At 69.5% G+C, this 26,882-nt stretch carries 25 protein-coding genes and 3 pseudogenes; 14 read left to right on the top strand and 14 right to left on the bottom strand.

Annotated features, from left to right (window positions below):
* The first annotated feature begins 8 nt into the window (after positions 1-8).
* Positions 9-872, top strand: a complete 864-nt coding sequence (locus tag OG568_RS52340; RefSeq protein ID WP_329537148.1) for a 3-hydroxybutyryl-CoA dehydrogenase — start codon at positions 9-11, stop codon at positions 870-872.
* A gap of 122 nt (positions 873-994) precedes the next feature.
* Here OG568_RS52340 and OG568_RS52345 read toward each other — a convergent pair whose 3' ends face one another.
* The 5 genes and pseudogenes from OG568_RS52345 to OG568_RS52370 form a co-directional block, all read right to left on the bottom strand.
* Positions 995-2,128 carry an acyl-CoA dehydrogenase family protein gene (locus tag OG568_RS52345; protein ID WP_329537149.1) on the bottom strand — a complete coding sequence of 378 codons (1,134 nt, stop codon included), beginning with the start codon at positions 2,126-2,128 and terminating at the stop codon, positions 995-997.
* A gap of 83 nt (positions 2,129-2,211) precedes the next feature.
* Positions 2,212-3,768 (bottom strand): aldehyde dehydrogenase, encoded by a 1,557-nt coding sequence (locus tag OG568_RS52350; protein WP_329537150.1) that lies wholly within the window; start codon positions 3,766-3,768, stop codon positions 2,212-2,214.
* Positions 3,769-3,853: 85 nt separating this feature from the next.
* Complete coding sequence (locus tag OG568_RS52355) at positions 3,854-4,093, bottom strand: hypothetical protein (protein ID WP_329538332.1); 240 nt, start codon at positions 4,091-4,093, stop codon at positions 3,854-3,856.
* Between the two features lie 58 nt (positions 4,094-4,151).
* A pseudogene (locus OG568_RS52360) lies at positions 4,152-4,703 on the bottom strand (hypothetical protein); the annotation flags it as partial.
* A 479-nt stretch (positions 4,704-5,182) separates the two neighbouring features.
* Positions 5,183-5,341 (bottom strand): hypothetical protein, encoded by a 159-nt coding sequence (locus OG568_RS52370; protein WP_329537151.1) that lies wholly within the window; start codon positions 5,339-5,341, stop codon positions 5,183-5,185.
* A gap of 271 nt (positions 5,342-5,612) precedes the next feature.
* Between OG568_RS52370 and OG568_RS52375 the strand changes: the two genes are divergently transcribed.
* From OG568_RS52375 to OG568_RS52395, 5 genes and pseudogenes are all read left to right on the top strand, one after another.
* Complete coding sequence (locus OG568_RS52375; RefSeq protein ID WP_329537152.1) at positions 5,613-6,422, top strand: ABC transporter ATP-binding protein; 810 nt, start codon at positions 5,613-5,615, stop codon at positions 6,420-6,422.
* A complete protein-coding gene (locus OG568_RS52380; RefSeq protein WP_329537153.1) occupies positions 6,419-7,180 on the top strand; it encodes an ABC transporter permease in 762 nt (253 codons plus the stop codon). The genes OG568_RS52375 and OG568_RS52380 overlap by 4 nt, the downstream gene beginning before the upstream one ends.
* 15 nt (positions 7,181-7,195) lie before the next feature.
* Complete coding sequence (locus OG568_RS52385; protein ID WP_329537154.1) at positions 7,196-7,987, top strand: MerR family transcriptional regulator; 792 nt, start codon at positions 7,196-7,198, stop codon at positions 7,985-7,987.
* A 94-nt stretch (positions 7,988-8,081) separates the two neighbouring features.
* Positions 8,082-8,480 (top strand): hypothetical protein, encoded by a 399-nt coding sequence (locus OG568_RS52390; protein WP_329537155.1) that lies wholly within the window; start codon positions 8,082-8,084, stop codon positions 8,478-8,480.
* A 35-nt stretch (positions 8,481-8,515) separates the two neighbouring features.
* Positions 8,516-9,247, top strand: a pseudogene (locus OG568_RS52395) (IS6 family transposase).
* Between the two features lie 199 nt (positions 9,248-9,446).
* Here OG568_RS52395 and OG568_RS52400 read toward each other — a convergent pair.
* Positions 9,447-10,208 (bottom strand): NADPH-dependent F420 reductase, encoded by a 762-nt coding sequence (locus OG568_RS52400; RefSeq protein ID WP_329537157.1) that lies wholly within the window; start codon positions 10,206-10,208, stop codon positions 9,447-9,449.
* A gap of 89 nt (positions 10,209-10,297) precedes the next feature.
* On the bottom strand, positions 10,298-11,011 hold the full coding sequence (locus tag OG568_RS52405) for an NADPH-dependent F420 reductase (protein WP_443077930.1): 714 nt from the start codon (positions 11,009-11,011) through the stop codon (positions 10,298-10,300).
* Between the two features lie 241 nt (positions 11,012-11,252).
* Here OG568_RS52405 and OG568_RS52410 point away from each other — a divergent pair, with 241 nt between their 5' ends.
* The 4 genes from OG568_RS52410 to OG568_RS52425 all read left to right on the top strand — a co-directional run bounded on the left by OG568_RS52410 (position 11,253) and on the right by OG568_RS52425 (position 14,376).
* Positions 11,253-12,161: a helix-turn-helix transcriptional regulator gene (locus OG568_RS52410; protein WP_266590171.1), complete on the top strand. Its 909-nt coding sequence runs from the start codon at positions 11,253-11,255 to the stop codon at positions 12,159-12,161.
* A gap of 429 nt (positions 12,162-12,590) precedes the next feature.
* The gene (locus OG568_RS52415; RefSeq protein ID WP_266624875.1) at positions 12,591-13,061 is read left to right on the top strand and encodes a helix-turn-helix domain-containing protein; all 471 of its coding nucleotides are present in this window, start codon (positions 12,591-12,593) and stop codon (positions 13,059-13,061) included.
* On the top strand, positions 12,950-13,732 hold the full coding sequence (locus OG568_RS52420; RefSeq protein ID WP_266624874.1) for an IS630 family transposase: 783 nt from the start codon (positions 12,950-12,952) through the stop codon (positions 13,730-13,732). Before OG568_RS52415 ends, OG568_RS52420 begins: the two co-directional genes overlap by 112 nt.
* 200 nt (positions 13,733-13,932) lie before the next feature.
* The gene (locus OG568_RS52425) at positions 13,933-14,376 is read left to right on the top strand and encodes an arginase family protein (protein ID WP_329537158.1); all 444 of its coding nucleotides are present in this window, start codon (positions 13,933-13,935) and stop codon (positions 14,374-14,376) included.
* A gap of 236 nt (positions 14,377-14,612) precedes the next feature.
* On the opposite strand, the gene OG568_RS52430 is transcribed toward OG568_RS52425, so the two are convergent.
* The 7 genes and pseudogenes from OG568_RS52430 to OG568_RS52460 form a co-directional block, all read right to left on the bottom strand.
* Positions 14,613-15,026: an ester cyclase gene (locus tag OG568_RS52430; protein WP_329537160.1), complete on the bottom strand. Its 414-nt coding sequence runs from the start codon at positions 15,024-15,026 to the stop codon at positions 14,613-14,615.
* 938 nt (positions 15,027-15,964) lie between these two features.
* A complete protein-coding gene (locus tag OG568_RS52435; RefSeq protein WP_329538265.1) occupies positions 15,965-16,207 on the bottom strand; it encodes a TetR family transcriptional regulator in 243 nt (80 codons plus the stop codon).
* Between the two features lie 110 nt (positions 16,208-16,317).
* Positions 16,318-16,695: pseudogene (locus tag OG568_RS52440) on the bottom strand (PfkB family carbohydrate kinase); the annotation flags it as partial.
* Positions 16,692-18,083 (bottom strand): MFS transporter, encoded by a 1,392-nt coding sequence (locus OG568_RS52445; RefSeq protein WP_329537161.1) that lies wholly within the window; start codon positions 18,081-18,083, stop codon positions 16,692-16,694. The pseudogene OG568_RS52440 and the gene OG568_RS52445, both read right to left, overlap by 4 nt.
* The gene (locus tag OG568_RS52450) at positions 18,080-19,012 is read right to left on the bottom strand and encodes an aldo/keto reductase (RefSeq protein WP_329537162.1); all 933 of its coding nucleotides are present in this window, start codon (positions 19,010-19,012) and stop codon (positions 18,080-18,082) included. The genes OG568_RS52445 and OG568_RS52450 overlap by 4 nt, the downstream gene beginning before the upstream one ends.
* A complete protein-coding gene (locus OG568_RS52455; RefSeq protein WP_329537163.1) occupies positions 19,012-19,641 on the bottom strand; it encodes a carboxymuconolactone decarboxylase family protein in 630 nt (209 codons plus the stop codon). Before OG568_RS52455 ends, OG568_RS52450 begins: the two co-directional genes overlap by 1 nt.
* A gap of 262 nt (positions 19,642-19,903) precedes the next feature.
* Positions 19,904-20,728 carry an alpha/beta hydrolase gene (locus tag OG568_RS52460; RefSeq protein ID WP_329537164.1) on the bottom strand — a complete coding sequence of 275 codons (825 nt, stop codon included), beginning with the start codon at positions 20,726-20,728 and terminating at the stop codon, positions 19,904-19,906.
* A 502-nt stretch (positions 20,729-21,230) separates the two neighbouring features.
* Here OG568_RS52460 and OG568_RS52465 point away from each other — a divergent pair.
* From OG568_RS52465 to OG568_RS52480, 4 genes are all read left to right on the top strand, one after another.
* A complete protein-coding gene (locus OG568_RS52465) occupies positions 21,231-22,835 on the top strand; it encodes an ABC transporter substrate-binding protein (protein WP_329537165.1) in 1,605 nt (534 codons plus the stop codon).
* Between the two features lie 63 nt (positions 22,836-22,898).
* The gene (locus OG568_RS52470; RefSeq protein WP_329537166.1) at positions 22,899-23,837 is read left to right on the top strand and encodes an ABC transporter permease; all 939 of its coding nucleotides are present in this window, start codon (positions 22,899-22,901) and stop codon (positions 23,835-23,837) included.
* On the top strand, positions 23,834-25,825 hold the full coding sequence (locus OG568_RS52475) for a dipeptide/oligopeptide/nickel ABC transporter permease/ATP-binding protein (protein ID WP_329537167.1): 1,992 nt from the start codon (positions 23,834-23,836) through the stop codon (positions 25,823-25,825). The genes OG568_RS52470 and OG568_RS52475 overlap by 4 nt, the downstream gene beginning before the upstream one ends.
* Positions 25,818-26,837 (top strand): oligopeptide/dipeptide ABC transporter ATP-binding protein, encoded by a 1,020-nt coding sequence (locus OG568_RS52480; RefSeq protein WP_329537168.1) that lies wholly within the window; start codon positions 25,818-25,820, stop codon positions 26,835-26,837. Before OG568_RS52475 ends, OG568_RS52480 begins: the two co-directional genes overlap by 8 nt.
* The last annotated feature ends 45 nt before the right edge of the window (positions 26,838-26,882 follow it).

Below are 26,882 nucleotides of genomic sequence, written 5' to 3' on the forward strand. Positions count from 1 at the left end.
GGAACTTCATGTCAGACATCTCACGTCTCGCAGTCGTCGGCTGCGGTCTCATGGGCTCCGGCATCGCCGAGGTCGCCGCGCTGCGCGGCCTCGATGTCACCGTCGCCGAGTCAAGTCCCGGGCTGGCCGCCGCCGGCCGTGCCCGCGTCACCGCCTCGCTGGACCGCGGTCTGCGGCGCGGAAAGCTCACCGAGGCCGAACGCCACCAGGCGCTGGCCCGGCTCGCCTTCACCCACGACCTCGGGGAGCTGGCCGACCGGCAGTTCGTCATCGAGGCCGTCGCCGAGAACCGCGAGGTGAAACTCGAGATCTTCCGTCAGCTGGACAAGGTGATCGCCGACCCGGACGCCGTCCTCGCCACCAACACCTCCTCGATCCCCGTCGTCGACCTCGCCGTCGCCACCGACCGGGCCTCCCAGGTCGTGGGCCTGCACTTCTTCAACCCCGTGCCGGTACAGAAGCTGGTCGAGGTCATTCCCGCCCTCACCACCAGCGCCGACACCGCGGCCCGCGCCCGCGCCTTCGTCGCCGACCGCCTCGGCAAGGAGGTCATCCAGGCACCCGATCGCTCGGGCTTCGTGGTCAACGCGCTGCTGGTGCCCTATCTGCTCGCCGCGATCCGCATGGTCGAGTCCGGCGCGGCCCGCCCCGAGGATGTCGACAGCGGTATGGAGCTGGGCTGCGCCCACCCGATGGGCCCGCTGCGGCTGCTGGACCTGATCGGCCTGGACACGGCGCAGGCCGTCGCCGAGTCGATGTACGAGGAGTTCAAGGAGCCGCTGTACGCCGCTCCCCCGCTGCTGCGGCGGATGGTCGCCGCGGGTCATCTGGGCCGCAAGAGCGGCCGCGGGTTCTACCAGTACGACGCCTGAGGTACGCGTACGAGGGAGCCGGCCGCTGGATGTCCAGCGGCCGGCTCCCTCGTACGGCGTGGGACCGACCGTGATCAGGGGACCGGATCGGTGTGTTGCGTCATGTCGCTTTTCCTCACGGCTCAGGCGGCGGATCGGCCGGCGAGTCCGAGGAGTTCGGCGAGTCGGGTGCGGTGCTGGTCCGCGGTGCCGAACAGCACCGCGCCGCTGCGCGCCCGGCGCACGTACAGGTGTGCCGGATGCTCCCAGGTGAAGCCGATCCCCCCGTGCAGCTGGACGTACTCCGCGGTGGCCAGGCCGAAGGTCTCGCCGCAGACCGCGGCGGCGGCGCTCGCGGCCAGCGGCAGCTGCGGCGAGGCGATGGCCACGCAGGCGGTCGCGTACGCGGATGCCGAGCGTGCCGCCTCCAGCGCCACCAGGACATCGGCCAGCCGGTGCTTGACCGCCTGGAAGGAGCCGATGGGGCGCCCGAACTGGTGCCGTTGCGCGACGAATTCGACCGTGGCGTCCAGTGCGTGGCCGCTGCCGCCGACCTGCTCGGCAGCGAGGGCGGCTCGCCCGGCGTCGAGGGTCGTCGTCACCTGACCCGACTCACCCACGGGTGTGGCGGGTGCGTCACGGAACTCCACCCGTGCCTGGCGGCGCGTCCCGTCCAGCACGCGGCGCGGTGTTCGCAGGCAGGTGTCCGTCGCCGGCTCGCAGGCGAACAGCCGTACGCCGTCGGCCGTTCGGGCCCGCACCACGATCACCTCCGCACCGGCCCCGTCGAGGACGAAGTCCGCCGCGCCGCGCAGTACCCAGCCGAAGCCACCGCGATCCGCGCTGACACCGGGCTCGTTCTCGTGGAAACCGGCCACCGTCGCGGTGAGCGTGCCGTCCGCGATCCGTGGCAGATAGCGCTCGCACGCCTGCCGGTCCCCGCTGTTCAACAGCGCGTGCGCGGCGAGGACCACGGTGGGCAGCAGTGGCGCGCAGTAGAGCGCCCGTCCGGACTCCTCCAGCGCCACGGCGAGTTCCGCGAAGGTGAAGCCCGACCCGCCGTACTCCTCGGGAATCGCCAGCCCGTGCACCCCGATCTCGCCTGCGAGCCGCGCCCATAGCGTCTCGTCGTATCCGCGCGGGGTGGCCAGCTGCTTGCGTACCTCCTCGGGCCCGCTCACTTCGGTGAAGAAGTCCTGCAGCACGGCGCGGAGTTCTTGTTGTTCCTCGGTCTCGGACAGCAGCTGGGGGTCGATCTGGGGGTGCCGAAGGTGCATGGGGGTCTCCAAAGCAGGAACCTGATGGAACGGTCCGGTGGTCGCCTTGCCGCCGGGGCGCGGTCAGGCGGCGAGAAGACGGGTCAGTGCGTCCCAGGTCCGGTTCCGTGCGGAACGTTCCGGGTCACCGACTCGGGAAGGTCGCCGCTCGGGTCGATCGAGATCGTCTTCGTCAGCAGGTACTCCTGTACGGCGTCCGGACCGTGCTCACGGCCCAGGCCCGACTTCTTGAACCCGCCGAACGCGGATCCCAGGTCGGCCGCGAAGGTGTTGACCGAGAAGGTGCCCGTGCGCACACGTCGGGCGATCTCGAACCCGTGTGCCGTGTCCGCCGTGAACACGGATCCCCCCAGGCCCAGTTCGCTGTCGTTGGCGATACGGACGGCATCGTCCTCGCCTCGGTGAGGGATGAGCGAGGCAACAGGTCCGAAGATTTCCTCCCGCGACACCCTCATCCCGTTGTGCGCATCGGTGACCAGTGTCGGCTCGTAGTACCACCCACGCTGCAGCCGCGACGGCCGACGACCGCCACAGGCGATCGTCGCGCCCTCCTTGCGGGCCACATCCACGTAGTACTCGGCCCGGTCACGCTGATGCGACGTGACCAGCGGGCCGACCGCCGTGTCGGCTTCCATGGGATCGCCGGTCTTGAGCGAGGCGAAAGCATCGGCCAGGGCCTGCGCATAAGCGCGGTACTGGGACTCGGGAACCAGCAGTCGTGTCTGGGCCGCGCAGTTCTGGCCGGAGTTGGTGCCGACGCTGGCCCCGACCAGGGCGGGAAGGACGTCCTCCATCTTCGCGTCCTCGAGAACGATGGCGGCGGACTTGCCGCCGAGCTCCAGCACACACGGCCGGATGAGCTCACCACAGGCTGCCGCGATCTTGGCACCGACCTCGGCCGAGCCGGTGAAACTGACCATGTCCACACCGGGGTGGCGCACCAGGTACTCGGACTCCTGTGCGCGGGCCGCGACGATGTTGAGGACGCCGGGAGGCAGACCGATCTCCGCACAGATCTCACCGACGACGAATATCGCCAGAGGGTTGGGTTCGGGGACCTTGACGACGACGGTGCACCCCGCGACGAGCGCCGGTCCGACCTTCTGCCCAACCGCCGCGAGCGCGAAGTTGTACGCGGGGAAGGCGGCAACCACGCCGACGGGCTCCTTGACGACCAGGCTGGACCCGGCCATGGGAATGATGCCTCCTCCTGCCGACCTGCCCGCGAAGGGAGAGAGGTCGCTGATGCGCACCTCGGCGGTCTGCAGACTTCGGCCGACCTCCGCGGCGTAGTTGAAGCTCATGACGGGCGACACCACCTGGTAGACCTGCGACAGGAACAAGGTGCAGCCGAGCTCTTCGGTGATCAGCTCGGCAAGCTCGGTCCGCCGCTTCTCGATCCCGGCCGCCAGGCGGGAGAGCCAGTCGGCTCGCTCCGCCGGGGTGAGCCGGGGCCACTCCCCTTCGTCGAACGCCTGCCTGGCCGCGGCGACGGCGGCGTCGATGTCCTCTTTCGAGGCGGCCGGGACCCGTCCGATGCGCTGCTCCGACCTCGGCGAGACGACATCGAAGTGGTCCGTGCTTTCGGCCGCTCTCCACGACCCGTCGATGAAGAAGGCCTGGTGGTCGATGGCTGTCATCTTTTCCCTCCCGCGTGGCGGTGATGGTGTCGCGAACGGTCCGGTCACGAACCGTGTGTCATGTCGGTGGCGGTGTCCGCGGCTGTCAGGCCGAAGACGAGGGCTGATACGAGGGCGCCCGCGCAGGCGTCAGCACACCGACTGTCAGCACACCGGCGACGGCGCCGTACATGCTGGTCAGACCGCCGGGGAAGATCCCGGCGAAGGCGCGGAACAGCGGTGCGCCGCGCACCGTCGGCAGCAGTCCGGCCCGGGGCGCGTAGAGGAAGGCGGCGAGCGCGGCGAGGCCGAGCCCGGGCGATCCGGGTGACGGGCTGCGAACCAAGGCCGAGGATCTGCGCGGGGTCGGCGGACTCGGCGACGGCGCGCACAGCAGAACCAATGGTCGTGCGTCCGAAGAGACACGCCACCGACGCCGCCGCGACGACCGCGACGACCGCGACGACGATGGTCTGCAGACTCTGCGTCGGTATCGCCGAGTCCGTCAGCGAGACGGATCCCTCCACCAGGCTCGGGAACAGCCCCGGCCGATCGTCCCAGATCGTACTGATGACGCTCTCGGCGATGAGCGAGAGGCCCATGGTCATGACGAGCGCCGAAAGCAACTCCCCCTGTGTGAGCGGCCTGATCACCGTTTCACGGGCGGGCAAGCCAACCACCACGGTCACGGCGATGGCTGCCACGGCAGCCAGAAGCAGCGGCAGGCCGCTGTCGTATGGCGACAGCGACGCGTACAGCCCGACAGTCGCCAAGCTCGCCAGCTCGGAGTTCACCACGTCCGCCGCCCGATAATGATCACTGGCCCGATGCCCATCAAGCCGTACACCGCACCACTGGCGAGACCGCTCACCAGCACGAGCAGGACCTGATCCACGTCGACCGTCTCCTCGCGCCGGGCGCCTGCGCGCCCGTACCTCAGCGTCACCCGAGCACATTTCAAACTGAACTCAATTCATGAACTGTAAGTGTCGCGCCCAGGGCGAGCAACACCCGCGCCCGAGTTGATTCGCATGCCTCGGACCACAGCGAGGCGACGCTGGGCCGGCGGCCGGTCAGGTCGTGATCGACCGCCGTTGGCGAGCAGCACCGCGCCGACGAGGTTCAACGCAGCGTCACTCGCCAGGAAAAGGGCGACATCGGCGATTCCCTCGGACGTCTCGTACAGGCGCATGGTGCGGGCGCTGATAAGGCATCCGTGTAGGTCGCGGCCTTGATCGCTGGGTCTGTGGCTGCCTGCGACACTCGCCCGGGGTCTTCATCTGCACGGGCCGCCAGCGGCTTCATGATCTGTCGTACTGCTGCGCCTGGCCTTCCTCGCAGCGACCAGTGCCCTGGCGCTCTTGCGCTCTTGCGCCTGCTGCCTATCTAGGGGCTGCTCAGGACGGCGCCGTTGACACTCGCCGTCGGGTTGAGGTCACGGGTGGCGGGAGCCGCGGTCGGGGTCGCGGGCCTGATCGGGGTCGAAGGCTGCGAACCAGTCGTGCGGGGCGAGATTGATCACGCCCAGTGACTGTTGGATCTCGTTGTCAGGCTGCTCCATGCCGTCGAAGGAGTGGTCGAACAGCACCAGCACGTCGTGATCCTGTTTTCCGAACGGGAGACTGGCGGCATTGATGCTGACCTGGAGTAACGCGTCGCGTAAGCGTCCAGGACGTACTCAGCGCACGCTGGAGGACCTGTTCGCGCCCACGCCGACGCCGCAGGCGCAAGGAGTTCGTCTCCGGCAAGACCTGGATGCCGTGGTCGGAGCGGGCTTGACCTTGACGTTGGGTCAACCCTCCATGCTTCCGGCAGGGGTGTTCCCGCAGACGCGTGGAACAGCTCCACAAAGGAGGCAGATCACCATGACGGCCCAAACGATCGCCGGTCCGGCGATGCGCGTGCAGGGTCTCGAGAAGGCGTACGGGAAGCTCGAAGTGCTGCGCGGTGTGGACTTCGACGTGGCGCCGGGCAGCATCTTCGCTCTGCTCGGCTCCAACGGGGCGGGCAAGACCACTACCGTGAGGATCCTCGCCACGCTCCTGAAGGCCGACGCGGGGACGGCGAGCGTCAATGGCTTCGACGTCGCCACGCAACCGGCGAACGTGCGGGAGTCCATCAGTCTCACTGGGCAGTTCGCGGCCGTCGACGAGATCCTCAGCGGTCGGGAGAACCTCGCCCTCGTCGCCAGGCTGCGCCACCTCAAGGACCCGGGCGCGATCGCGGATGACCTGCTGAGGCGTTTCTCGCTGACCGAGGCGGGTGCGCGGAAGGTGTCCACGTATTCGGGTGGGATGCGCCGCCGGCTGGACATCGCGATGAGCCTCATCGGGAATTCGCCGGTGATCTTCCTGGACGAGCCGACGGCCGGACTCGACCCCGAGGCGCGCATCGAGGTGTGGGATGCGGTCAAGGAACTCGCCGGCCACGGAACGACGGTGCTGCTCACCACGCAGTACCTGGACGAGGCCGAGCAGCTGGCCGACCGGATCGCGATCCTCCACCAGGGTCGGATCATCGTGAACGGCACCCTCGCCGAGCTCAAGCAGCTCTTCCCGCCCGCCAAGGTCGAGTACGTCGAGAAGCAGCCGACTCTGGAGGAGATCTTCCTCGCGGTCATCGGCGGCGGCGACAAGAGCTACGCCACTGGCACGACAACTGGGGGACAAGGATGACCGCGTACTTCTTCAGCGACACTGCCGCACTCACGGGGCGGACCCTGCGCCATGTCACACGCAGCATGGACACCATCATCACGACCGCCATCACGCCGGTCGCCATGATGCTGATGTTCGTCTACGTGTTCGGCGGCGCCATTGATACCGGGTCGGTTTCGTACGTGAACTACATGCTGCCCGGCATCCTGCTCATGACCATCGCATCGGGCATCTCCTACACTGCCTACCGGCTGTTCACCGATGTGAAGAGCGGGATCTTCGAGCGATTCCAGTCCATGCCGATCGCGCGGTCGGGTGTGCTGTGGGCCCACGTCGTCACCTCTCTGGTCGCCAACCTGATCGCGCTCGTGCTCGTCTTGGGCGTCGCGGTGCTCATGGGCTTCCGCTCAGGGGCAGGAGTGTCGGCATGGCTCGCGGTCGCCGGCATCCTGCTCTTGTTCACCCTGGCGCTGACCTGGCTCGCCGTGATCCCCGGGCTCTCCGCCTCGTCGGTCGAGGGAGCGGGCGCGTTCGCCTACCCGCTCATCTTCCTGCCGTTCGTCAGCTCGGCGTTCGTGCCCACAAAGACGATGCCCGGCCCGGTGCGCTGGTTCGCCGAGCATCAGCCGGTGACATCGATCGTCAACACGATCCGTGCTCTGTTCACAGGGCAGCCGGTCGGCGACGACATCTGGATCGCGCTCGCGTGGTGTGTGGGCATCCTCGTCGTGGCGTACGTCTTCGCGATGATCGCCTATCGCCGGAAGATCGCCTGAGGCAGGCTGAGACCCATGCTCACCATCAGCCAACTGGCGGCGTACGCCGGGGTGACCGTACGGGCGGTACGTCACTACCACAAGATCGGGCTGCTGCCCGAGCCCGAACGCGACCGGTCCGGGTACCGGGTCTACGACGCCGCCGCAGTCGTGCGACTGATCCGGATCCACACCCTGGCCGACGCCGGCGTGCCGCTGGCCAGGGTGCAGGAACTCCTCGACGCCGGCCCGGAGGAGTTCGCCGACGGCGTCCAGGAAATCGACAAGGATCTGCGCGCCGAGATCCGGCGCCTGCAGGACACCCGCAGCCGACTCGCCCGGCTTGCCGCCGGAGAGCACCTGGCGCTCCCGCAGAGCGTCGTGGACTACCTCGACCGGCTGCGCGGTCTCCGCGTCGGGAAGCGGTTCATCGAGCTGGAGCGGGATGCCTGGATCATGATCGCCGCGCAGGTGCCGGACCTGATCGACTCCGTGATTGCCAAGAAGCACGAGGAGCTGGACGACCCCGACATGGTGAGGCTCTACAGCTTCTTCACCGGGGAGCCCGACTGGCGGGCCGGCGATCCACGGATCGTCGAGATCGCCGACATCCTGGAGCGCCTGATGATTCGCGCCGTCGAGGCCGGCGAGGTGGGTGCCGACGGCTTCGACGATCAGTTCGTCGCCCTGATGGACTCAACCATGCTTGAGTCCGCACCGGGCGCAGAACTGGTGTTGGCGATTCTGAAGGAGCGTGGCTGGAGGGGCTGGACCCGCATCGAGCGAGTGCCTGCCGACAGGCTCAACACTGAGCTGCCGCCATCTTGAAAGCAGGTCTGAGGTCTGGTGTGACGTTGTTCGGGGGTTCTTGTGCTGGCCGGGGCGGCAGACTGCCGTGCAGATCTTCTTCTCAGGAAGTCTCTTGGAGTTCAAGGATTTGAGCTTCGAGGTCAGCGATGCGCTTGTCGGAGAAGCGCAGGTTCGACCTGGCGCCTTCAAGGCGTTCTTGCAGCGTGCGGGGTTCCCGGGTGAGTTGCTGGACGCGGCGCTTGAGCGTGATGTTCTCGGAGGTCAGCGCCTGAACCGACTCCCCGGGAACCATCTGGTCGAGGTCACGGAGCTTCCCCACCAACTCGCCGACCTGATGCCGTTGCGCGAAGACCTCCTTCTGCGTGCGGCCGAGTTCGGCCTCCGCGTTCAGCGCACGTTCGCGCCAGGACGCTTCGATCTGCTCGTACTCGGCCTGGGGTGCTCGGACTTGAGCGAGAGCGCCTCTTCAAGGAGCCCGAAGCCCTCCAGGGGGCGCTGTCACGTTGGTTGACCGGATGGGGTGATCATGGTGGAGGGGGCTCGTCCGTGGAGATCACGTCGCCGTCGTACAGAGGGCACCGGTACCCGGTCGAGGTCATATCCCACTGCGTGTGGCTGTACCACCGATTCCCGCTCAGCTTCCGCGAGGTCGAGGAACTCCTGTTCCAGCGCGGCGTCATCGTGTCCTACGAGACCATCCGCCGCTGGTGCGCCAAGTTCGGCCAGGCTTACGCGAACGGACTGTGCCGCCGCAGGCCCCGGCCTGGCGACAAGTGGCATCTGGACGAGGTCTTCCTCAAGATCAACGGCGAGCTGAAGTACGTGTGACGGGCCATCGACCAGGACGGCAACGTGCTGGACATCCTCGTGCAGGACCGCCGGGACAAGGCCGCAGCCAGGCGCTTCTTCCGCCGTCTGATGAAGAAGACCGGCACGGTGCCGCGGGTGGTCGTCACCGACAAACTCCGCTCCTACCGTGCGGCCCACCGCGAGGTCATGCCCTGCGTCGGGCACCGGCAGTCGCAGTACCTCAACCACCGGGCGGAGAACAGCCACCAGCCCACCCGGCAGCGTGAACGGGCCATGAAACGGGCCATGAAGGGCTTCCGCGGCGTGGGCGGAGCCCAGCGGTTCCTGTCCGCGTTCGGCGGCATCTCACCCCACTTCCGACCCCACCGCCACCTGCTCACCGCCTCCGACCACCGAGCCGAAATGACCATCCGCTTCGCCATCCGGGACCACGTCACCAGAGTCGTCGGCGCGGCCGCGACGGCCTGACCCAGGGCTGACACCCGAGCCGACCACGCCGACGACCCCACTGCATAGCGACGGCGTGCTGTCGGCGGCGAGCGCGGCGCCAGGTGCGGGTCACCGCCCTGCCCGCTTCCGGCCCCTGGAAGGGGTGACTGCGCAGAGGCCGGCGTCTGGACGGTCGCGGCCACGGCAATCTTTCGCGTGAGCCTTCACCGGTTCTGGGTCAGCTGTCGACCGGGAAGAGATCCTCCAGGAAGAGGCCGACGCGTCCCGTGCGGGTGGCCTGGTCGGTGAGTTCCTTGACGCGCACGGCGCTGACGACGGCGGCCGGTGCGTTGAACATCCAGTGGTTGGCCTGCTCCTGATTCAGGCCCTTGGGAGGTTCGGAGACGTAGGGGAGAACGTTGATGGGGGTACCGGCCTCGTGGCGCCAGCTGTCGGCGAGCGAGCCGATGTCGACGGCGCCGTAGCCGATGGTGTCCATGAACCGGGTGACTTCGGCCTTGGCCACTGCGTCGTCTCCGGTGACGGGCAGGGCGCTGCGCTCCAGGTCGCCGCTGAGGCGAGCCGAGCTGTACAGGCGGAGGAAGTCCATGTTGCCCAGTGCCTTGACGACGTGCGAGCCGGACAGGTGGCGCTGGAGCATCTCGCTGCTGGTGGTCCGCCGCTCGTCCAGTTCTTCGATCCGGCCGTCGCGCTCGGGGAAGTAGTGCATCGTGTCGATGACGATCTTGCCGCGCAGCGGCTCGGGCGGAAGCTTGTCGTAGGCGTGGAAGGGCAGCGAGACCACGACAAGGTCTGCGGCCTCGGTGGCCGCGGCTGGGGTGGCGGCCCGGGCCTGGTCACCGAGTTCGGCGATGAGGTCGGCCAGGGTCTCCGGTCCGCGCGAGTTGCTCATGACGACGTCGAGGCCGGCGTCGACGGCGAGCCGGGCGAGGGAGCGTCCGATGTTCCCGCTTCCGATGAAGGCAATGGTCTGGGTCATGGCAAAGATTCCGCTCCGTGGGGTGGGGTGTGGGGTGCTGCCACCGGGGTGGCGTGGTCTGCGGTGCAGGGTGGCGGCTACGGGCCGGCTCACATGTCGCGGTACCGCTTCGCGGCCGCCAGCGCGGCGCGCAGCGTGTCGGCGGTGACGGGCTGTCCAGGGCCGGGGTCGGCACCCTGCGCCGCTGCGGTCAGGCTGTGGCCGGCGCTGAAGTACGGCTCGCTGTAAGCGGCCGTGTCGCGCTGGAATCGCCATCCCTCGGCGAGGGGGCCGGCGTCCAGGACGTCATAGCCGATGGAGTCGAGGAACGCCGCGACGGTCTTCTTGGCGTCCGCGTCATCGCCGGCGATGGCCAGGGCCGATCGCTCCGGATCGCCGTTGGGGCGGGCGAGCTTGCGGAGGTGGATGTAGAAGATGTTGTTCAGGGCCTTGACGATGTGCGACGCGGGAAGCTGGGCCTGGAGCAGTTCGCTGGTCGTGGTTGCCTCGGCATCGAGGTCGGAGATGCGGCCGTCGCGCTCGGGGTAGTAGTTGTTGGTGTCGATGACGACCTTGCCGTGCAGCGGCTCGGCCGGGACCGTCCGGTAGGCGTGCAGCGGGATGGTCACGATCACGATGTCGCCTTCTGCTGCGGCCTCACTGGGGGTGGCCGCCCGGGCGTGCGTGCCCAGTTCGGCCACCAGGCCGGCCAGCGTCTCGGGGCCGCGGCGGTTGCTGAGGACAACGTCGTGTCCGGCGGCGACCGCCAGGCGGGCGACGGTGCCGCCGATCAGCCCGCTGCCGATCAGTCCGATCGTGCTCATGTCGATGTTCCCTTCGGATGCGGTGAAGTGGGTGGTCCAGGGGGCGTCACCTGGGCGAGCCGGGTGCCGCCGGGGCTGGGGACGGCCTGCCGAGGCTGCCTGCTCTTCCAGGGCCGCCGTGCTCTCCAGGTTCACCTGGCAAGAAGGCAGGTCAGCTGGCAAAAGTGGCCCAGCCGAGCCTGGGTCCAGCTGGGTCACCCTTCTCCCGGTGCGCCCGCGGCCACGGGCGAATACTGGAGAGATGGAGCAGAACGCTGAACTGGGAGCCTTCCTTCGTACCCGCCGGGCCCGGCTGAGCCCGCAGGAGGCGGGCCTGTCCCCGGGTGGTGGCGTCCGCCGGGTGCCGGGCCTGCGCCGCGAGGAGGTCGCCTACCTGGGCGGCGTGAGCACGGACTACTACATCCGCCTCGAGCAGGGCCGCCACCCCAACGTCTCCGAGGCCGTCCTGGACTCCGTGGCCCGTGCCCTGCGCCTGGACGACGACGAACGCGCTCACCTCTTCGACCTCGCCCGGACCCGCACCGCCCGTTCCCGAAGCGCTCGGCCCGAGCGTGTGCAGCGCGTGCGCCCGGATGTCCATCAGATGCTGGACATCTTCAACGGTGTCTCGCCTGCCTTCGTCGCCAACCACCGGCAGGACGTGCTGGCCGCCAACCAGCTGGCCCGTGCCCTGATCACCGACTGGGGCGCCCTGCCCTACCGGGAGCGCAACTTCGCCCGCTACGTCCTCCTGAACCCTGCCGCCCGCACGCTGTACCGGAACTGGGACGAGGTCGCGGAGATCGTCGTGGCCAATCTGCGGCTGGAGGCCGGGCGCCACCCCGACGACGCCCTGCTCAACGAGCTGCTCGGCGAGGCCGTCGTCAAAGTGCCGGAGTTCAGCACCTGGTGGGACAGTCACCGGGTGGCCCAGTGTGTCCACGGCACGCAGCACTTCCATCACCCCGTGGTCGGCGAATTCACCCTGCACCACGAGACCCTGGCCCTCCCGGCCGACCCGGACCAGGCCATGTGCGTGTACACCGCCGAACCCGGCTCCGCCTCCGCGCAGGCCCTCGCCCTTCTTGCCAGCTGGAGCGCCCCCGACGCCACCCGCGGCGACAACGCGACGGACGCCCCCAGGCCCGGCAGCGCGATACGCCCGGAGTGACCTGCGTCGCCGTGAACGCGCAGCAGCCTCGCCCGGTCGCGCGCTGTGGCGGACCGCCGATGTAAGGAGGTCCATGAGCCACACCACCAACCCCGCCGGCGATCACCTGCGTCTCGTCTGACCCCAGTGGCAGGGTGCAGCGCAGCCATCGTCAAGGAGCTCGCTCCCGAGTTCCCCCTCGATGTCGCCCGCCGCGGCGACACGGTCGGCACCAAGGTTCTCGAAGCTGTCCTTCCTCCGCACGACGGCCCCACCGCTACCGTCCCCATCACATGAGTGACGACGGTCTGGAAGAGCGTGACGTCGTCGAAGCCAAAACGGTCGTCCTCAAGCAGCTAGTAGCGTGTCGCTGCTTAGGTATGGGCTGTTTGATTGAGAGGCTTGCGTCTGGCAGATTCCTCTCCCGCTCTGCCGGACAGGACTGGTGCGATGGGTTCGCAGAAGAAGAGGCCGGTGGTGCTGACCGCGCAGGACCGCGAGGAGTTGGTCCGGGTGACCACGACGGGGGTTCATCCGGCCTCGGTAATCAGGCGGGCGAGGGTGCTGCTCGCACTCGACACCTCTGCAGGCGGGATCGGCTCGCAGGAGGTGATCGCGGCCCGGCTCGGCGTCTCCGGTGAGACGTTGCGGCTGGTCGCCAAGCGTTTCACCGAAACCGGTGGCGATGTTCACGCCACCATCGCGCGGAAGAAGCGCGACCTCCCGCCGGTGCCCTCACCGGTGACCGGTGAGGTCGAAGCCCGGCTGATCGCGATGGCGTGCTCACAGCCACCCCAGGGCTATACCCGGTGGTCGCTGCGGCTGCTGGAGAAGCACGTCGCACTGGTCGAGGACATCCCCGATCTGGACCATTCCACCATCGGCCGGGTCTTAAAAAAACGGAACTGCGTCCTCACCTGAAGAAGTGCTGGACCATCCCACCACGGGCGAACGCGGAGTTCGCGGCCCGGATGGAAGACGTACTGGCCGTCTATGCCCGGCCCTATGACCCGGCACGTCCGGTCGTGTGCATGGACGAGAAGCCCTACCAGCTCCTCGGCCATGTCCGCGACCCGCTCCCGGCCCGCCCAGGTCACGACGCCTGCCAGGACAGCGAGTACATCCGCTGCGGCACGTGCTCGATCTTCGTATGGGTCGAACCCCTGCGCGGGTGGCGTCGAGTTCAGGCACTGTCCCAGAGGACCCGGATCGACTGGGCCGGCCAGGTCAGGCAGCTGCTGAGCGTGGACTACCCCGATGCCGAGACGGTTGTGCTGGTGATGGACAACCTCAACACCCACGGCATCGCCTCACTGTACGAGGCATTCGAACCAGAAGAGGCCTTCGCCCTGGCTCAGCGCCTCGAGATCCACCACACGCCCAAGCACGGGTCATGGCTCAACATCGCCGAGATCGAACTCTCCGCGCTGACCAGGCAATGTCTCGACCGCCGGATCGGCGACCTCGACACCCTCAACACCGAACTCTCAGCCTGGCAGAACGCCACCAACACCGACCAACGTCAGGTGGACTGGCAGTTCACCACCCACGACGCACGCATCAAACTGCGTCACCTCTATCCCAGGAATTAGCTGCGACAGTCTACTAGTGCCCTGGAGGCCATCCGTGACCACGACCCGGCGCGGATCACGACCCTCGGCGGCCAGTGCGCGGTCAGCGTGGCCCCGTTCGCCGAACTCGCCCGCCGCCACGGCGACGACCTGGCCGTCATCTGGATCGACTCCCACCCCGACATCGGGACCCCGACAGCGCGTGCAAGGGCTACCACGCGATGGCCGTCACCGCCCTCACCGGCCACGGCGACCCCGACGTGCGGGATCTCCTGCCCGCCACTGTCTCCCCGGACCGCATCGCCCTGGTGGGGCTGCACGAATGGACCGACGATGACTTCCCCCATATCGCCGCCTGGGGCATCCAGTCCTTCAGCCCCGACCAGCTGCGGACCTCCACTGGACCCCTCCTCGACTGGCTGGGGGCCACCGGCTGCTCCCGCGTCGCCGTCCACTTCGACGTCGACACCATCGACAGCAACGAGGTCGGCCTCGGGCTCGGGTTCGTGCCGGGCGGACTCACCAGCAGCGCAGTACGTCGTATCGTCGCCGGCATCGACCAGGCCGCGGACGTCGTCGGCCTCACGATCGCCGAGTTCGTCCCCCGGCAGGTCATGCACCTCCAGCAGATCCTCAAGGGCTTCCCCCTGCTCCAGGACGGGTGACCTGCCTGCTTGCGACAGAAAGCCCGCCTTCAACCGAGCGGCGCTCCCGTATGCACGTGGGGCGCCGCTCACGCGACACACGCAGACACACCCCGCAGGGAAACGCGGTGGTACGCCCGGCCTCGCGGAGCTCCCGGGGGAACCGCCGCGAGGCCAGGACGGGACGGCGGGGCGCCCCCTCAGCTCAGCTGCGTCTTGTAGCCGATCTGCTCGGCGAGGCTCAGCTCCTGGCACATTCACCACAGGTCGGTGATCTTGCCCTCGTCGTCGAAGTGCAGCACGCCGATCTCGTCCCACTCCACGCGCGTGCCCGTGGCCGGGGCCCCGGCGAACGTGCCAGAGTGCAGGGCGGTCATGCGGTAGTGGAGCATGATGGTGTTGCCGGAGGCCACGATGTCGTAGGCCTGCGCCGTCTGGTCGGTCAGTGCCTCCGACAGCACCTTCCAGCCCGCCTCGAGCCATTCCACGAAGTTGCCGCTCTGCGGGATCGCGTCCCCAGTGACCGCGTACAGGTCTGCGAAGCCGGCCCGGCGGATAGGGGCGTCCGGGGTCACCAGTGAGCGGATGAGGTCGAAGTTGCCGTTCGGCATCGCGTCCTGGAGCAGCAGCAGCGTGTTGTCGAGGTTGCGCTGGGCAGTGGAGTCGGTCATGGGTTCCTCGCTGGCTAGAGGTGGTGGCAACGGACACCCCAGGCAATGCGGACGGCGATCGGGCGTCCAGCAGGGCTCGCCTGGGGAGGTGTGCAGCCCGTAACCCCGTAGGACTGCCGGGCGGCACAACCCCAGTCTTGACTCGAAAAACAAGCTTTTGCCCTGCGAGCCTGGCCCAGCCGAACCCATGATCAGCAGGGCGAGGCATCCGGCCGCCCGCGCAGCACTATCAGGGCCCTCCACCCAGCCGGGGTGCCGTCAGCGACCGCTACGGCCCCACCACCGCAGCCGCTGTCTCCGGCCTTATCCTCCTGACTGCCGGCGGCCTCGCCGCCGTCGCGCCAGGCGACTTCGCCCTCCTGCCCACTCCCGCCTGGTCGCCTGCCAGCAGCGGAAGTAGAACACCGCCCCACCGGCGCACGAGCGCGACGTCAACCCCACCCGACTCCGCCCGAAACGCAGAAACCGCAGCCACTGATCAGCGACCGGAACCACCCGGAACTCATCGTCGAGAACGGTCCAGTACCGCGTACCAGAAGGCAGATCCGCAGGGAACGCCCGCATGTGCAACTCCACTGATGCGACAGCTCATACAACTACCCGTCTGGGGCGCGACGGTCTGGCCGAATCCGGCCCGGGCGCTCCGGCAGACCTCGGCCAGCTCCAGCGCCGCATCACTCAGCTTGAGCAAGAACTCGTCCGCATGCAGGGCGAACTGGAAGAACGCACCCGGGAACTGGAGGCAGTCCGAGCAGCCAACCGCGAACTCACACGTACGTTGAACCAGACCTCCACGGCCCGGTAGTCCGGGGCGCGCTCGTCTCCTTACGAGGAGACGGTTTCCATGGCTTGGCGGAGGAGTTCGAGGAGGTCCTGCTTGCCATCGGAGTCGGTCCAGGCGTCGAAGGCCACTTCCAGGCAGGCGAAGGCGGCGGCGGTCAGGGCGTGGGCACGGGTGTCGCCGGCCTCGTCGCCGCGGCGAGGGCGAGGCGACGTGCGACTTCTGGGGCGAACAAGGGGCGCCACTCGCGCTGTTTTTCCAAGTTGCGGGCGTGCTGGAACAGCACGACGTCTTCTTTGGTCGGGAAGTACCGGAAGAACGTCGTCCGCGACAGGCCGGCTTCGGCGGCGATCTGCTCGACCGGCACCTGATCGAACCCCTGCTCCAGGAACAGGCGCATCGCCACGGCGCTGATCTCCTCTCGGACCAGCTGCCGCTTGCGGTCGGCGATGGTCGGCTGGGCAGCTGCATGATGCCGGTGACATGCAGCAACCGCGCCCAGGCGGCGGCCTGTTCGGGGATGTCGGCGGGGGTCGGTCGGCCGGCCGGTGAGCCGGCCCGGTAGTACGTGAACCCGTGCCCGGCCGGGCCGCGGGCGATGAAGTAGATACCCGTCCGGCCGCCCGGCTCGCGCGTGACATGCGTGATGTTGACACCTTCGCGCTCCCACAGCCGGGTGAGTACGGTGCCGAAGGGGTCGTCGCCGAACCTGGTGATGTATCCCGTGCGGGCGCCCGAACGGGCTGCGGCGATGAGGAAGTTGGACGTGTCACCTCCGTAGCCGACCGCGAAGGACTCGGCGCTCTCCAGTGCCCCGTCGGTGTCGGCGTTGAACTCCAACATCGGCTCGCCGACGGCGAGGATGTCGACGGAGGCAGAGTCGGTCATGACCTCGGCTCCGGTTCGGCGTTGGGCAGGGCGCGCCCTGGTCGCGCGGATTCTTGACGGGCGGGACGCGGGTCGGCGGCGGCGTACGCCTCCCTGACTCGTCGGTCGCTGACGCGCAGAGCGAGGACGGAGGCGCCCAGGCACAGCGCGGCCAGGGTCAGGAAGGCGATGCGGTCGGCAAAGGCGGTGCCGGTCGTTGGGACGAGTGACGCCGTCAGGGTCCCGGCCAGGGCCACTCCGAAGGCGCCGGCGGTCTGCCGCTGCATGTTGAGGAGGGTGGTGGCGTCGGCCGTACGGGCGGGCGGGATCGTGACGAAGGCGGCGTTCTGGGCGCTCGCGAAGAGCAGGCCGACGGAGGTCCCGAGCAGGTACATCGACGGGTACAGGGCGAGGGTATGCGGGGTGTCCGTGAGGATCGCAAGGAAGACGATGATCAGCGCGGCTCCGGCGCCGCCCGCCACCATCAGGCGGCGCGGGCCGACTCGGTCGTGGAGGCGGGGCACGATCTGGGAGGCGGTCAGCATGCCGAGTGCCTCCGGGAAGGTGGCCAGGCCCGAGTGGAGCGCGTCGTATCCCAGGTCGGTCTGCAGGAACTGGGGCCAGAGGTACAGCACGCCCATGAACGCCGCCCCCGTCGGCAGCAGGACCAGCTGAGTGGTGCGGAACAGCTGGTCCCCGGCCACCCGCAGATCGATCATCGGGTGGGCGGCACGCAGCTCCCACGGAACGAGCACGCCGAGGAACGCCACGCCGCCCACCAGCGGAACCAGTGTGCCGACGCTTCCCCAGCCCCGGTCCGGGGCGCCGGTGAGGGCGTACAGGACCGCCGCGAGGCCGCCTCCCGCGAGGACGAAGCCGGGCACGTCGAAGCCGGGCACGTCGAAGCCGGGCACGTCGAAACGGGGCGCGCCCGGGCCTGGGAAGTCGGGCAGGACAGCCGATCCGAAGAGCAGGGCGAGGACTCCGACCGGCAGGTTGACGAGGAACACCCAGTGCCAGGAGGCGGTGTCCACCAGCCAGCCGCCCAGGACCGGTCCGAGGGCCGGGGCGACGGCGGTCGGCAGCATGACGTACTGCTGCGCGCGCAGCCGCTCGGCCACGGGGAACGCGCGCAGCATCATCGTCATCCCGACGGGGGCGAGCAGGCCGCCGCCGACGCCCTGCGCCACGCGGTACCCGGTGAGCGCCTCGAGCGAGCCGGCGGTGGCGCACAGCGCGGAGGCCACGGTGACGACGGCGAAGTCGCGGCCGATGGCCGGAAGAGCCACGTTGACGATCGTGGTGTCCATGATGGCCATGAAGTTCGCGGCGACGAACACACCGCAGACTGCGACCTTCGCGGGGACACGGTGACCGAAGCGCGGCCCGGTCGGCTGCTCGGAGTTCACCGGCCGTGGCGGAGCCAGTGGACCTGCTCCTCGGTCAGGGTGAGGCGGCGCGCCTGGAGCGAGTTGTCGATCTGGGCGGTCGTCCGTGCGCCGACGGACGGCCACACGCCGGGGTGGTGGAGGGTCCAGGCCAGGGCCACGGTCTCGGGCCGGGAGCCGAGTTGTCCGGCGAGCTCCCGGCAGCGGAGCCGTCGGGCGCGGTTGTCCTCGGTGTCGTAGGGATCGGGCTTGCCGTGGTGCTCTTTGGGTCCGGTGCGGGCGAAGTAGCCGCGGGCCTGCGAGGACCAGCCGAGCAGGGGCAGCCGGTGTCCGCGTACGACGTCGAGTACGGCGCTGTCGGCGTGCAGGCTGCCTTCCAGCAGGGCCGGGTCGGGTTCGGCGAGGCTGAACTGGTAGCTGGCGACGGGCGTGTGGCCCCTGTCGACGAGTGCGGCGGCGAGCTCCGACAGCCGCTCGGCCCGCCAGTTGGAGACGCCGACGCGGCGGACGTGTCCGGCGTCGACGAGGCTCACGAGGGTGTCCGCGAGCTCGGCGACCGACCGGGTGGGGTCGTCGCAGTGGTAGAGGAGGACGTCGATGACCTCGACACCGAGGTTCACCAGCGCGGACCGCACGTGGGCGAAGACGGTGTCCCGGTCCAGCGGGATGTCGCCACCGGTCGTGTCGTGGCCGACCTTGGTGGCCACGCCCAGCGTGCCGGGGTTTGCGCGCAGCCACGCGCCGACCGCCGCCTCGGCCTGCCCGCCGGCGTAGCTGTGCGAGGTCTCCACCAACAGCCCGCCGGCGTCGGCGAAGTGGGCGAGCCGCTCGGCGGTGGCCTCGGCGGGCTCCGCGCCGAACGGGCCCCCGAGGACGAAGCGGTGCGCGGCCTTCTGCATGCCGTCCTCGTCGAGGAGCCCGTCGAGCAACTGCAGCGGGGAACGGGGCATCAGGCGTCGCCTCCGGGGACCCGTCGGAAGCCGTCGACGTCGGCGAACGGCCGGGGCAGATGCGGCCGGAGCGGGATACGGAAGGTGTTGAGCATCATCGCGGACATGCTGAAGCTGCCGATGCAGCCGATCAGGTCCAGTACCCCGTCCTCGCCGAACAGCCCGATCGCCTCGGCATAGGTGTGGTCCGTGACGAAGTGGTCGTGGAGCATCTCGTGGGCGAAGGCATGGAAGACGCGCTCGTCCTCCGCCTTGAAGCCGGGGTCCTCGCCCCGCGCGAGGCGGTCCAGGCAGTCGGACGGCACGCCTTCCTCGACGGCCTGCTGGATGTGGGCGTTCCAGGCGGGCTGGCTGTCGAAGTGACGGGCCGCGATCAGCACGCTCAGCTCGCGCAGGCGTTGCGGGAACCGGGACTCGTTGCGGCAGTACCGGCCGAGATTCTCCACCCAGTGGGCGAGTTCCATGTTGCGCGCCCAGACGAGGAAGGGCGGGGGTGGTTCGACGCCGGGGCCGACGATGGTTTCGAGCAGTTCGGTCTGCTCGGGGGTGAGGCTGGTCAGCGGGGTCAGTCGCATGGTCGCGCTGCCTTTCAGGGGGAGGTGGATCACCGAGTCGTTGTCTGCGCTCACGGGAGACGACGGTGCTGGTCCGTCGGAGAGGCCCGCGCCCAGGGGCAGGGCCGTCCGTGACGACGGGCCGCGCCCGAGGGGCGTGCGGTCCCGCGGTCAGGACGGGTGTTGGGGGAGGCGCCCCGGGGCACGGGCGGCCGCACCGGTGGGCCGAGGGCGAGGGCCTGTCGGCGACCGGGGGAATACGTGGCGGTGTGGCGACTCGGGCGGGGAACACCCCGGACGGGATGCTCAACCCGCTGGAGCAGGTGTACGGAGGTCGTCAGGCGGTGCGCCACCACGCGTAGTACTTGTCGCCGTAGCCGTCCATGATGTCCGCGTACTCGTGGTCCGCGTCCCGGAACTCGAAGAAGTCGTGCGGCACTTCGAGGTCGGTGAAGCGGGTGTCCAGGTCGCGGATGGTGGGGGCGAGGCGGGTGTCGAGCCGGCCGGACAGCAGCCGGACCTGGCTGGTACGGCGCAGTTCCGGGGCGTTGGCCATGACCAGGCTCCAGGGGTGGCAGAGGTCGTAGTACTCCTGGTCGCCGAAGTAGGTGTTGTTGACCCGGTCCTCGGGCTCGTCCTTGAGGTCGCGCAGGATGGCGGGGGCGACCGCCGACACCTTGCCGAAGATCTTCGGGTACTTCAGGCCCAGGTGCAGGGCGCCGAAGCCGCCCATGGAGAAGCCCTCGACGGTACGGGCGGCTGCCTCGGGGATCGTGCGGTACGTGCTGTCCATGTGCCGGACCAGGTCGAAGGCGGTGATCTGGGCGAGCGGGCGGGCGCCGTCCTTGGAGTCGACGTACCAGCCGATCGGCAGGATCTGCGGGACGACGACGATCGCCGGGGGCATCACCTCGTCCCGGATGGCCTTGTCGATCCGCGCAACCATTTCCGCACCCTGGCGGGCATTGCCGAACCCGCCGTGCAGCCAGTAGATGACGGGGAACCGTCGTTCGGGCTCGGTCTCGTACTGAGGCGGGAGGTAGAGCTGGTAGCTGCCCTGGGCATCCGCGCTGCCACGCGAGGGCTGCGGGTAGAGACCGAAGGTGGTGAGCTCCTGGTCCTCACGGACCTCGTCGATCCACTGCTGCTCGATCTCTGCCATCTGCTCCGGCGTCGTGCGTCCGGCACCCAATTCCCCTTGCACGGACGCTGGACAGCAGGGCCTCGTTTCAGCAGGGTTACACCACTGGGCCGATCGCGTCTCGTCCGCACTGCGGCCGGAGGACGCCCAGGCCCCGGTCCACCGGCCAGCCCCCGGTGGACCGGCACCACCTCAGTAGCTGAGCCTGATCCTCGCGAGCAGCGGGAGCACCTCCGGTTCGTCGCCGCTCATCCCTCAGGACCGCCGGTTTCGCACGGCCCTCTCCGGTCGGCACCGCACGACGGTCCCCCGCGACGCACCCGCCCCTCCTCACCTCCCGGCCCTCCGCCGGCCGACTCGCACCCTCCGTGAACACGCGCAGGTGGACCCGTTACGGGTACCACCCGGGCCCCGCGACCCCCTCGTCCGCGCCCGGCACGTGCAGATGTTCCTCATCACACCCAGCTGCCCGCCTTCCGGCCCCTGCTGCCGTGGCGGACCTCCCGTGGCGCAAGGAGAAGACATGCACGCCTTCGACTCCACCTCCGGCCGGCTCACCCCGAGAACACGCCGGACCGCCCGCACCGGCCTCGTCGCCGTGTGCGCCGCGCTCTCGCTCACCCTGACCGCCTGCGGCGGAGGCAAGAACGCGGCCACCGGCGCCCAGGGCACCGGCAAGGCAGTGCCGGGCGACACCCTGACCGTCGCCGAGCAGCAGGCCCCGCCCACCCTCAACCCGGGCAGCCTGGACCTCGGTTTCGTCGACTTCACGATGCTGTCGTACGAGTCGCTGTTCTACCTCTCCCCCGAGGGCACCGTGCAGCCCGCGCTGGCCAAGTCCTGGAAGTACGTCGGCACGGGCAACAAGGAGCTGTCCGTCACCCTGCGCTCCGGGGTGAAGTTCGGGGACGGCGAGGCGGTGACCGCCGACGCGGTGAAGGCGTCGTTGGAGTACGCGAAGAAGGCCCAGGGCAACCAGGCGCACTACCTGACGGACGCCACCATCACGGCCACCGGCCCGCTGACCCTGACGATCAAGCTGGCCAAGGCGAATCCAATCCTGCCCACCCTGCTGACGCAGTCGTACGGCATCGGCCAGATCATCAGCCCCAAGGGCCTGGCGAGCGCGTCGAGTCTGACGCCGACCAAGACCAGCCAGGGCGCGGGTCCCTACGTCTACCAGCCGTCCGACAGCGTGGCCGGCGACCACTACACGTACACCGCCGACCCCGGCTACTACGACAAGTCCAAGCAGCACTACAAGAAGATCGTGATCCGGATCGTGCAGAACGGCCAGACCGCGGTCAACGCCATGAAGACCGGCCAGATCGATGTCTACAAGGGCGACTACACCTCCGCCTCCTCCGCCAAGGCCGCCGGCATGTCCACCGTCGGCCTCCCGGTCGTCCTCCAGGGGCTGAGCCTCATCGACCGCGCGGGCGAGGTGTCCAAGCCCCTCGGTGACGTCCGCGTCCGCCAGGCGATCAACTACGCCATCGACCGGGACGCGGTCACCAAGGCCCTGCTCGGCTCCGCCGGGACACCGACCGTGCAGACCGTGATCAAGGGCGGCGACGGCTACTCGGAGGAGATGGCGGAGTACTACAAGTACGACCCGGCGAAGGCCAAGCAACTCCTCAAGGAGGCCGGCTACGCGAACGGCTTCGAACTCCCCGTGCTGGCCGCCACATTCGTCGGCTTCGACACCATGGCCGAGGCGATCGCCGGCCAGCTGTCCAAGGTCGGCATCAAGGTCAAGGTCACCGCAGTCACCAGCATCACCTCCTTCGTCGAGAACCAGACCAACCACAAGTACCCGGCCGTCTCAGGCGGGTTCACCGAGGAGCCGATGTACCTGGAGGGCCTGGACCTCTTCATGCCCGGCTCGAAGGTCTTCAACGGCTTCGGCAGCATCGCCCCCGAGCTGACCGACCTGTTCAACAAGGCGGCCGCCGCCGAGCGCGCGAAGCTCGACCAGCAGATGCAGGAGTACCTGGTGAAGAACGCCTGGTACGCCCCGGTCGCCTTCACCCCGGTCAACTACTACGTCCGTCCCGGCATCGGCGGTGTGAAGGTCAGCGCGGGCGCCCCCTTCGTGAGCCCCCTGGCCATCTACGCCACCAAGTAAGTGCCCCGGGCGGCCCCCGGCCTGACGACGGGGCCGCCCGGCCCGAGAAAGGAGTGAGGTGAGATGCACAGGATCCTCTTCCGCTGGCTCGTCGGCGCGGTTCCCGTGGTGTTCGGCGTGACCGTTCTGACGTTCGTCCTGACCAGCCTGGTCCCCGGCGACCCCGGCCGCACCATCCTCGGTGCGAACGCGAGTCCCGCCCAGGTCAAGGCGCTCGACGCCCAGCTCGGCCTCGACCATCCGCTGCCGGTGCGCTACTGGGACTGGCTGACCGCCGCCCTGCACGGCAACCTCGGCGACTCGATCACCTCCGGCGTCCCGGTGAGCGACCAGCTCACCTCCCGCCTGGGCACCACCCTGTCGCTGATCGGCGGCGCGATCCTGGTCGCCGCCGTCGCCGGAGTCGCCCTCGGTGTCCTCAGCGCGCTCAAGGGCGGCTGGCTGGGGCGGACCGTGGACGGCATCGCGCTGGTCGGCCTCGCGGTGCCGAACTTCTGGTTCGGGCTGGTGCTGATGACCGCGTTCGCCGTGCAGCTGCCGCTCTTTCCCGTCTCGGGGTACGTGCCGTTCACCGACTCGCCGGTGCACTGGTTCGAGTCCCTCGTCCTGCCGGTGCTCACCCTCGGTGTGCCGGCCACCGCGCCCGTGGCCAAGCAGACCCGGGACGGCGTGCTGACCCAGCTGAACCGCGACTACGTCCGTGTGCTGCGCGCCCGGGGCATCCCCGAGCGGTCGGTGATCTTCCGGCACGTACTGCGCAACGCTGCGGCCCCGATCGTCACCGTGCTGGGCGTGGTCGTGGTGACCCTGTTCGGCGGGACCGTGCTCGCCGAGACCCTGTTCGTCATGCCGGGCCTCGGCGGCCTGGCCATGACCGCCGCGCAGACGCAGGACATCCCGATGGTCCAGGGTGTCGCGCTCGTCTTCACGGTCACCGTGATGCTGATCAACCTCCTGATCGAAGTGGTGTACGCGATGCTCAACCCGAAGGTGCGGACATGAAGGCCCCGGCGACCGCGCGCAGGACGGCGTCCGAGAGCGGAGGGGGAGGCCCTCGGCGGGGCGCGACGCAGCGCGGCTTCACCGCCCGGCTGCTGCACAAGCCGGCCGCGGCCGCTTCCGCCGGCTACCTCCTCCTCATCGTCCTGGTCACCGTGCTGGCGGGCCCGCTCGCTCCCTACGACCCCGACGAGCAGGACCTGACCGTGGCGCTGCAAGGCCCCAGCGGCACCCACCTGCTGGGAACCGGCGAACTCGGCCGCGACGTGCTCAGCCGGCTGATGCACGGCGGGCAGATCACCCTGCTCGGCGTGCTGATCACCCTGGCCGTGTATCTGCCCCTCGGTGTCCCGGCCGGGATGATCGCGGGCTACCGGGGCGGCTGGTTCGACCGGCTCGTCCTCAAGAGCGCCGACCTGATCTCCGCCGTCCCCGTGATCATCGTCCTGCTGGTGGTCCTGTCGGTCTTCACCGACAACGAGAGCGCGGCCATGACCGCCAACGGCCTGCTCGGGGCTCCCCTGTTGGCCAGGGTCGTGCGCTCGGCGACGCTCGGGGTGAAGGAGGAGCTGTACGTCCGGGCTGCGGTGGCGGGCGGCATCCGCGACCGGGTCATCATCCGCCGACACGTCCTGCCCCGCGTCACCGGAGTGGTCCTCGTGCAGGCCTCGGTGTTCGGCGCCTACGCCGTGCTCCTGGAGACCGGGCTCGGCTTCCTCGGCCTGGGCACCACCCGGGCCAGCTGGGGCAGCATGATCGCCGAGGCGTCCAAGAACATCGGGACCGACCCGTGGCTCCTGATTCCCTCCGGCTTCATGATCATCAGCTTCATCCTGGCGCTCGGCCTGCTCAGCGACGGCCTGCGCGACACGCTCGCCGAACGGTACGCGCCCCCGGCCGACAAGCCGCCGTCCCGCCGCACGGGCCGACCGCGGGGAGCCGCGCCCGAGCCGGTGCGGGCCGAGGTCCCGGACACCCCGCGGGTGGTCGAGGAGCCCGACCCCGACGCGCTGCTGTCGGTGCGCGGTCGGACGGTGTCCCTGCGCATCGAGGGCACGCCCACCGAGGTCGTCCGAGACGTGTCCTTCGACCTGCGGGCCGGTGAGGTGCTCGGGATCGTGGGCGAGACCGGCTGCGGCAAGACCGTCACGGCCACCTCGCTGCTGGGCATGCTGCCCGCGGGCGGCGAGATCGCCTCCGGCACCATCCTCTTCGAGGGCGCCGACCTCGCCCGCGCCGGCACCGCCGCGATGCGCCGGGTACGGGGCCGTCGTATCGGATGGATCTCCCAGGACCCCATCTCCAGCCTCGACCCGTCCTTCACCGCCGGCGCCCAGGTCGCCGAGGCCGTGCGCCTGCACACCGGCTGCTCCCGCAAGGAGGCCCGGGAGCGCACCCTGGAGCTCTTCGCGAAGGTACGGCTGCCCGACCCGGCCCGCGTGGCGGACAGCTACCCGCACCAGCTCTCGGGCGGTACGGCCCAACGAGTCGGCATCGCCGCCGCGTTGGCGGGTGACCCCGCCCTGGTGATCGCCGACGAGCCGACCACCGCGCTCGACGTGACCGTACAGGCCGAGATCCTCGACCTGCTGCGCGAACTGCAGGCGAGCGGCACCTCCATCATCCTCATCACCCACGACTGGGGCGTGCTGGCCGATCTGTGCGAACGGGCCGTGGTGATGTACGCCGGCGAGGTCGTCGAGGAGGCCGAGGTCACCGACCTCGTCACGACGCCCGCGCACCCGTACACGGCCGGCCTGCTGGGGTCCGACCCCCATCACGCGCTGCCGGGCCAGCCGCTGCCCGCCGTCGAGGGCGCGGTGCCGCCCCCGACCCAGTGGCCCGTCGGCTGCCACTTCCAGAACCGCTGCCCGCGGGTGACCGACGCCTGCAAGGAGAAACCCGTGGTGATCTCCCATCTGGTCGAGCTGGAACGGTCGACGCGGTGCATCCGCCCGCTCGAACTGATCGGAGGACCAGGACATGACTGAAACGGCTCTGCTCCAAGTACGCAGGCTCGACGTCACCTACCGCCGCTCCCGGCTGCGCGGCGGCGACGTCAACGCCGTGCGCGGCGTGGACCTGACCGTGGGCCGCGGCGAGACCGTCGGCCTGGTCGGCGAGTCCGGCTCCGGCAAGTCGACCATCGGCTCCGCCGTACTGGGGCTGGTGCCGGTGACCGGCGGCAGCGTCGAGTTCGACGGCGCCGACATCACGCACGGCACCCGCGCGGACCGTCGGCTGCTGGCCCGCCGGATGCAGGTGGTCTTCCAGGACCCGTACGGCTCCATGAACCCGGCGCACACGGTCGGCGACACCCTCGCCGAAGCTCTCCGCTACAACCTGGGCCTGCCCGCGGACGAGATCCGCAAGCGCGCCCTGCGTGCCCTCGACGACGTCGGCCTGCCGCCCGGCGCCGCCCACCGCTACCCGGCCGCCTTCTCCGGCGGGCAGCGCCAACGCATCGCCATGGCAAGGGCATTGGTCATGGAGCCCGACTTCATCGTGTGCGACGAGGCGGTCAGCGCCCTCGACCTGTCCGTCCAGGCGCAGGTCCTCAACCTGCTGGCCCGCCTCAAGCAGACCCGGGGCCTGAGCTACCTCTTCATCTCCCACGACCTGGCGATGGTGCGCTACCTCAGCGACACCATCGTCGTCCTGTACGCCGGCCGGGTCGTCGAGCGCGGCCCGGCGGCCCTGGTCGCCGACCACCCCTCCCACCCCTACACCCGGGCCCTGCTGGCCGCCGCCCCGGTCCCCGACCCGATCGCCCAGCGCCGCCGCCAGGCCGAGCGGCGCCTCACGAGCACGGCCACCACGGCGACCGGACGCGTCGGCGCGGGCTGCGCTTTCGCCGCCCGTTGTCCGTTCGCGCAGGAGACCTGCTGGTCCGACCAGCCCGAACTGGTGGAGCACGACGGGGTCGCCGTCGCCTGCCACCGCCGCGACGAGATCGCCGCCGGTACGGCCCTGCCCCTCCGATCCCCGGCCGGAGCCGCCTGACCACCCGGCAGCCCCCGCATCTCCCACCGCCCTGACCTCACAAGG

This window comes from Streptomyces sp. NBC_01450, from assembly GCF_036227505.1.
Lineage (GTDB): Bacteria > Actinomycetota > Actinomycetes > Streptomycetales > Streptomycetaceae > Streptomyces.

Excerpts from the sequence above, each read along its gene's own strand:
- OG568_RS52340 (WP_329537148.1), top strand. The coding sequence starts at position 9 with ATGTCAGACATCTCACGTCTCGCAGTCGTCGGCTGCGGTCTCATGGGC.
- OG568_RS52345 (WP_329537149.1), bottom strand. The coding sequence starts at position 2,128 with ATGCACCTTCGGCACCCCCAGATCGACCCCCAGCTGCTGTCCGAGACC.
- OG568_RS52350 (WP_329537150.1), bottom strand. The coding sequence starts at position 3,768 with ATGACAGCCATCGACCACCAGGCCTTCTTCATCGACGGGTCGTGGAGA.
- OG568_RS52375 (WP_329537152.1), top strand. The coding sequence starts at position 5,613 with ATGACGGCCCAAACGATCGCCGGTCCGGCGATGCGCGTGCAGGGTCTC.
- OG568_RS52380 (WP_329537153.1), top strand. The coding sequence starts at position 6,419 with ATGACCGCGTACTTCTTCAGCGACACTGCCGCACTCACGGGGCGGACC.
- OG568_RS52385 (WP_329537154.1), top strand. The coding sequence starts at position 7,196 with ATGCTCACCATCAGCCAACTGGCGGCGTACGCCGGGGTGACCGTACGG.
- OG568_RS52400 (WP_329537157.1), bottom strand. The coding sequence starts at position 10,208 with ATGACCCAGACCATTGCCTTCATCGGAAGCGGGAACATCGGACGCTCC.
- OG568_RS52405 (WP_443077930.1), bottom strand. The coding sequence starts at position 11,011 with ATGAGCACGATCGGACTGATCGGCAGCGGGCTGATCGGCGGCACCGTC.
- OG568_RS52410 (WP_266590171.1), top strand. The coding sequence starts at position 11,253 with ATGGAGCAGAACGCTGAACTGGGAGCCTTCCTTCGTACCCGCCGGGCC.
- OG568_RS52415 (WP_266624875.1), top strand. The coding sequence starts at position 12,591 with ATGGGTTCGCAGAAGAAGAGGCCGGTGGTGCTGACCGCGCAGGACCGC.
- OG568_RS52425 (WP_329537158.1), top strand. The coding sequence starts at position 13,933 with ATGGCCGTCACCGCCCTCACCGGCCACGGCGACCCCGACGTGCGGGAT.
- OG568_RS52430 (WP_329537160.1), bottom strand. The coding sequence starts at position 15,026 with ATGACCGACTCCACTGCCCAGCGCAACCTCGACAACACGCTGCTGCTG.
- OG568_RS52435 (WP_329538265.1), bottom strand. The coding sequence starts at position 16,207 with ATGCGCCTGTTCCTGGAGCAGGGGTTCGATCAGGTGCCGGTCGAGCAG.
- OG568_RS52450 (WP_329537162.1), bottom strand. The coding sequence starts at position 19,012 with ATGCCCCGTTCCCCGCTGCAGTTGCTCGACGGGCTCCTCGACGAGGAC.
- OG568_RS52460 (WP_329537164.1), bottom strand. The coding sequence starts at position 20,728 with ATGGCAGAGATCGAGCAGCAGTGGATCGACGAGGTCCGTGAGGACCAG.
- OG568_RS52465 (WP_329537165.1), top strand. The coding sequence starts at position 21,231 with ATGCACGCCTTCGACTCCACCTCCGGCCGGCTCACCCCGAGAACACGC.
- OG568_RS52470 (WP_329537166.1), top strand. The coding sequence starts at position 22,899 with ATGCACAGGATCCTCTTCCGCTGGCTCGTCGGCGCGGTTCCCGTGGTG.
- OG568_RS52475 (WP_329537167.1), top strand. The coding sequence starts at position 23,834 with ATGAAGGCCCCGGCGACCGCGCGCAGGACGGCGTCCGAGAGCGGAGGG.
- OG568_RS52480 (WP_329537168.1), top strand. The coding sequence starts at position 25,818 with ATGACTGAAACGGCTCTGCTCCAAGTACGCAGGCTCGACGTCACCTAC.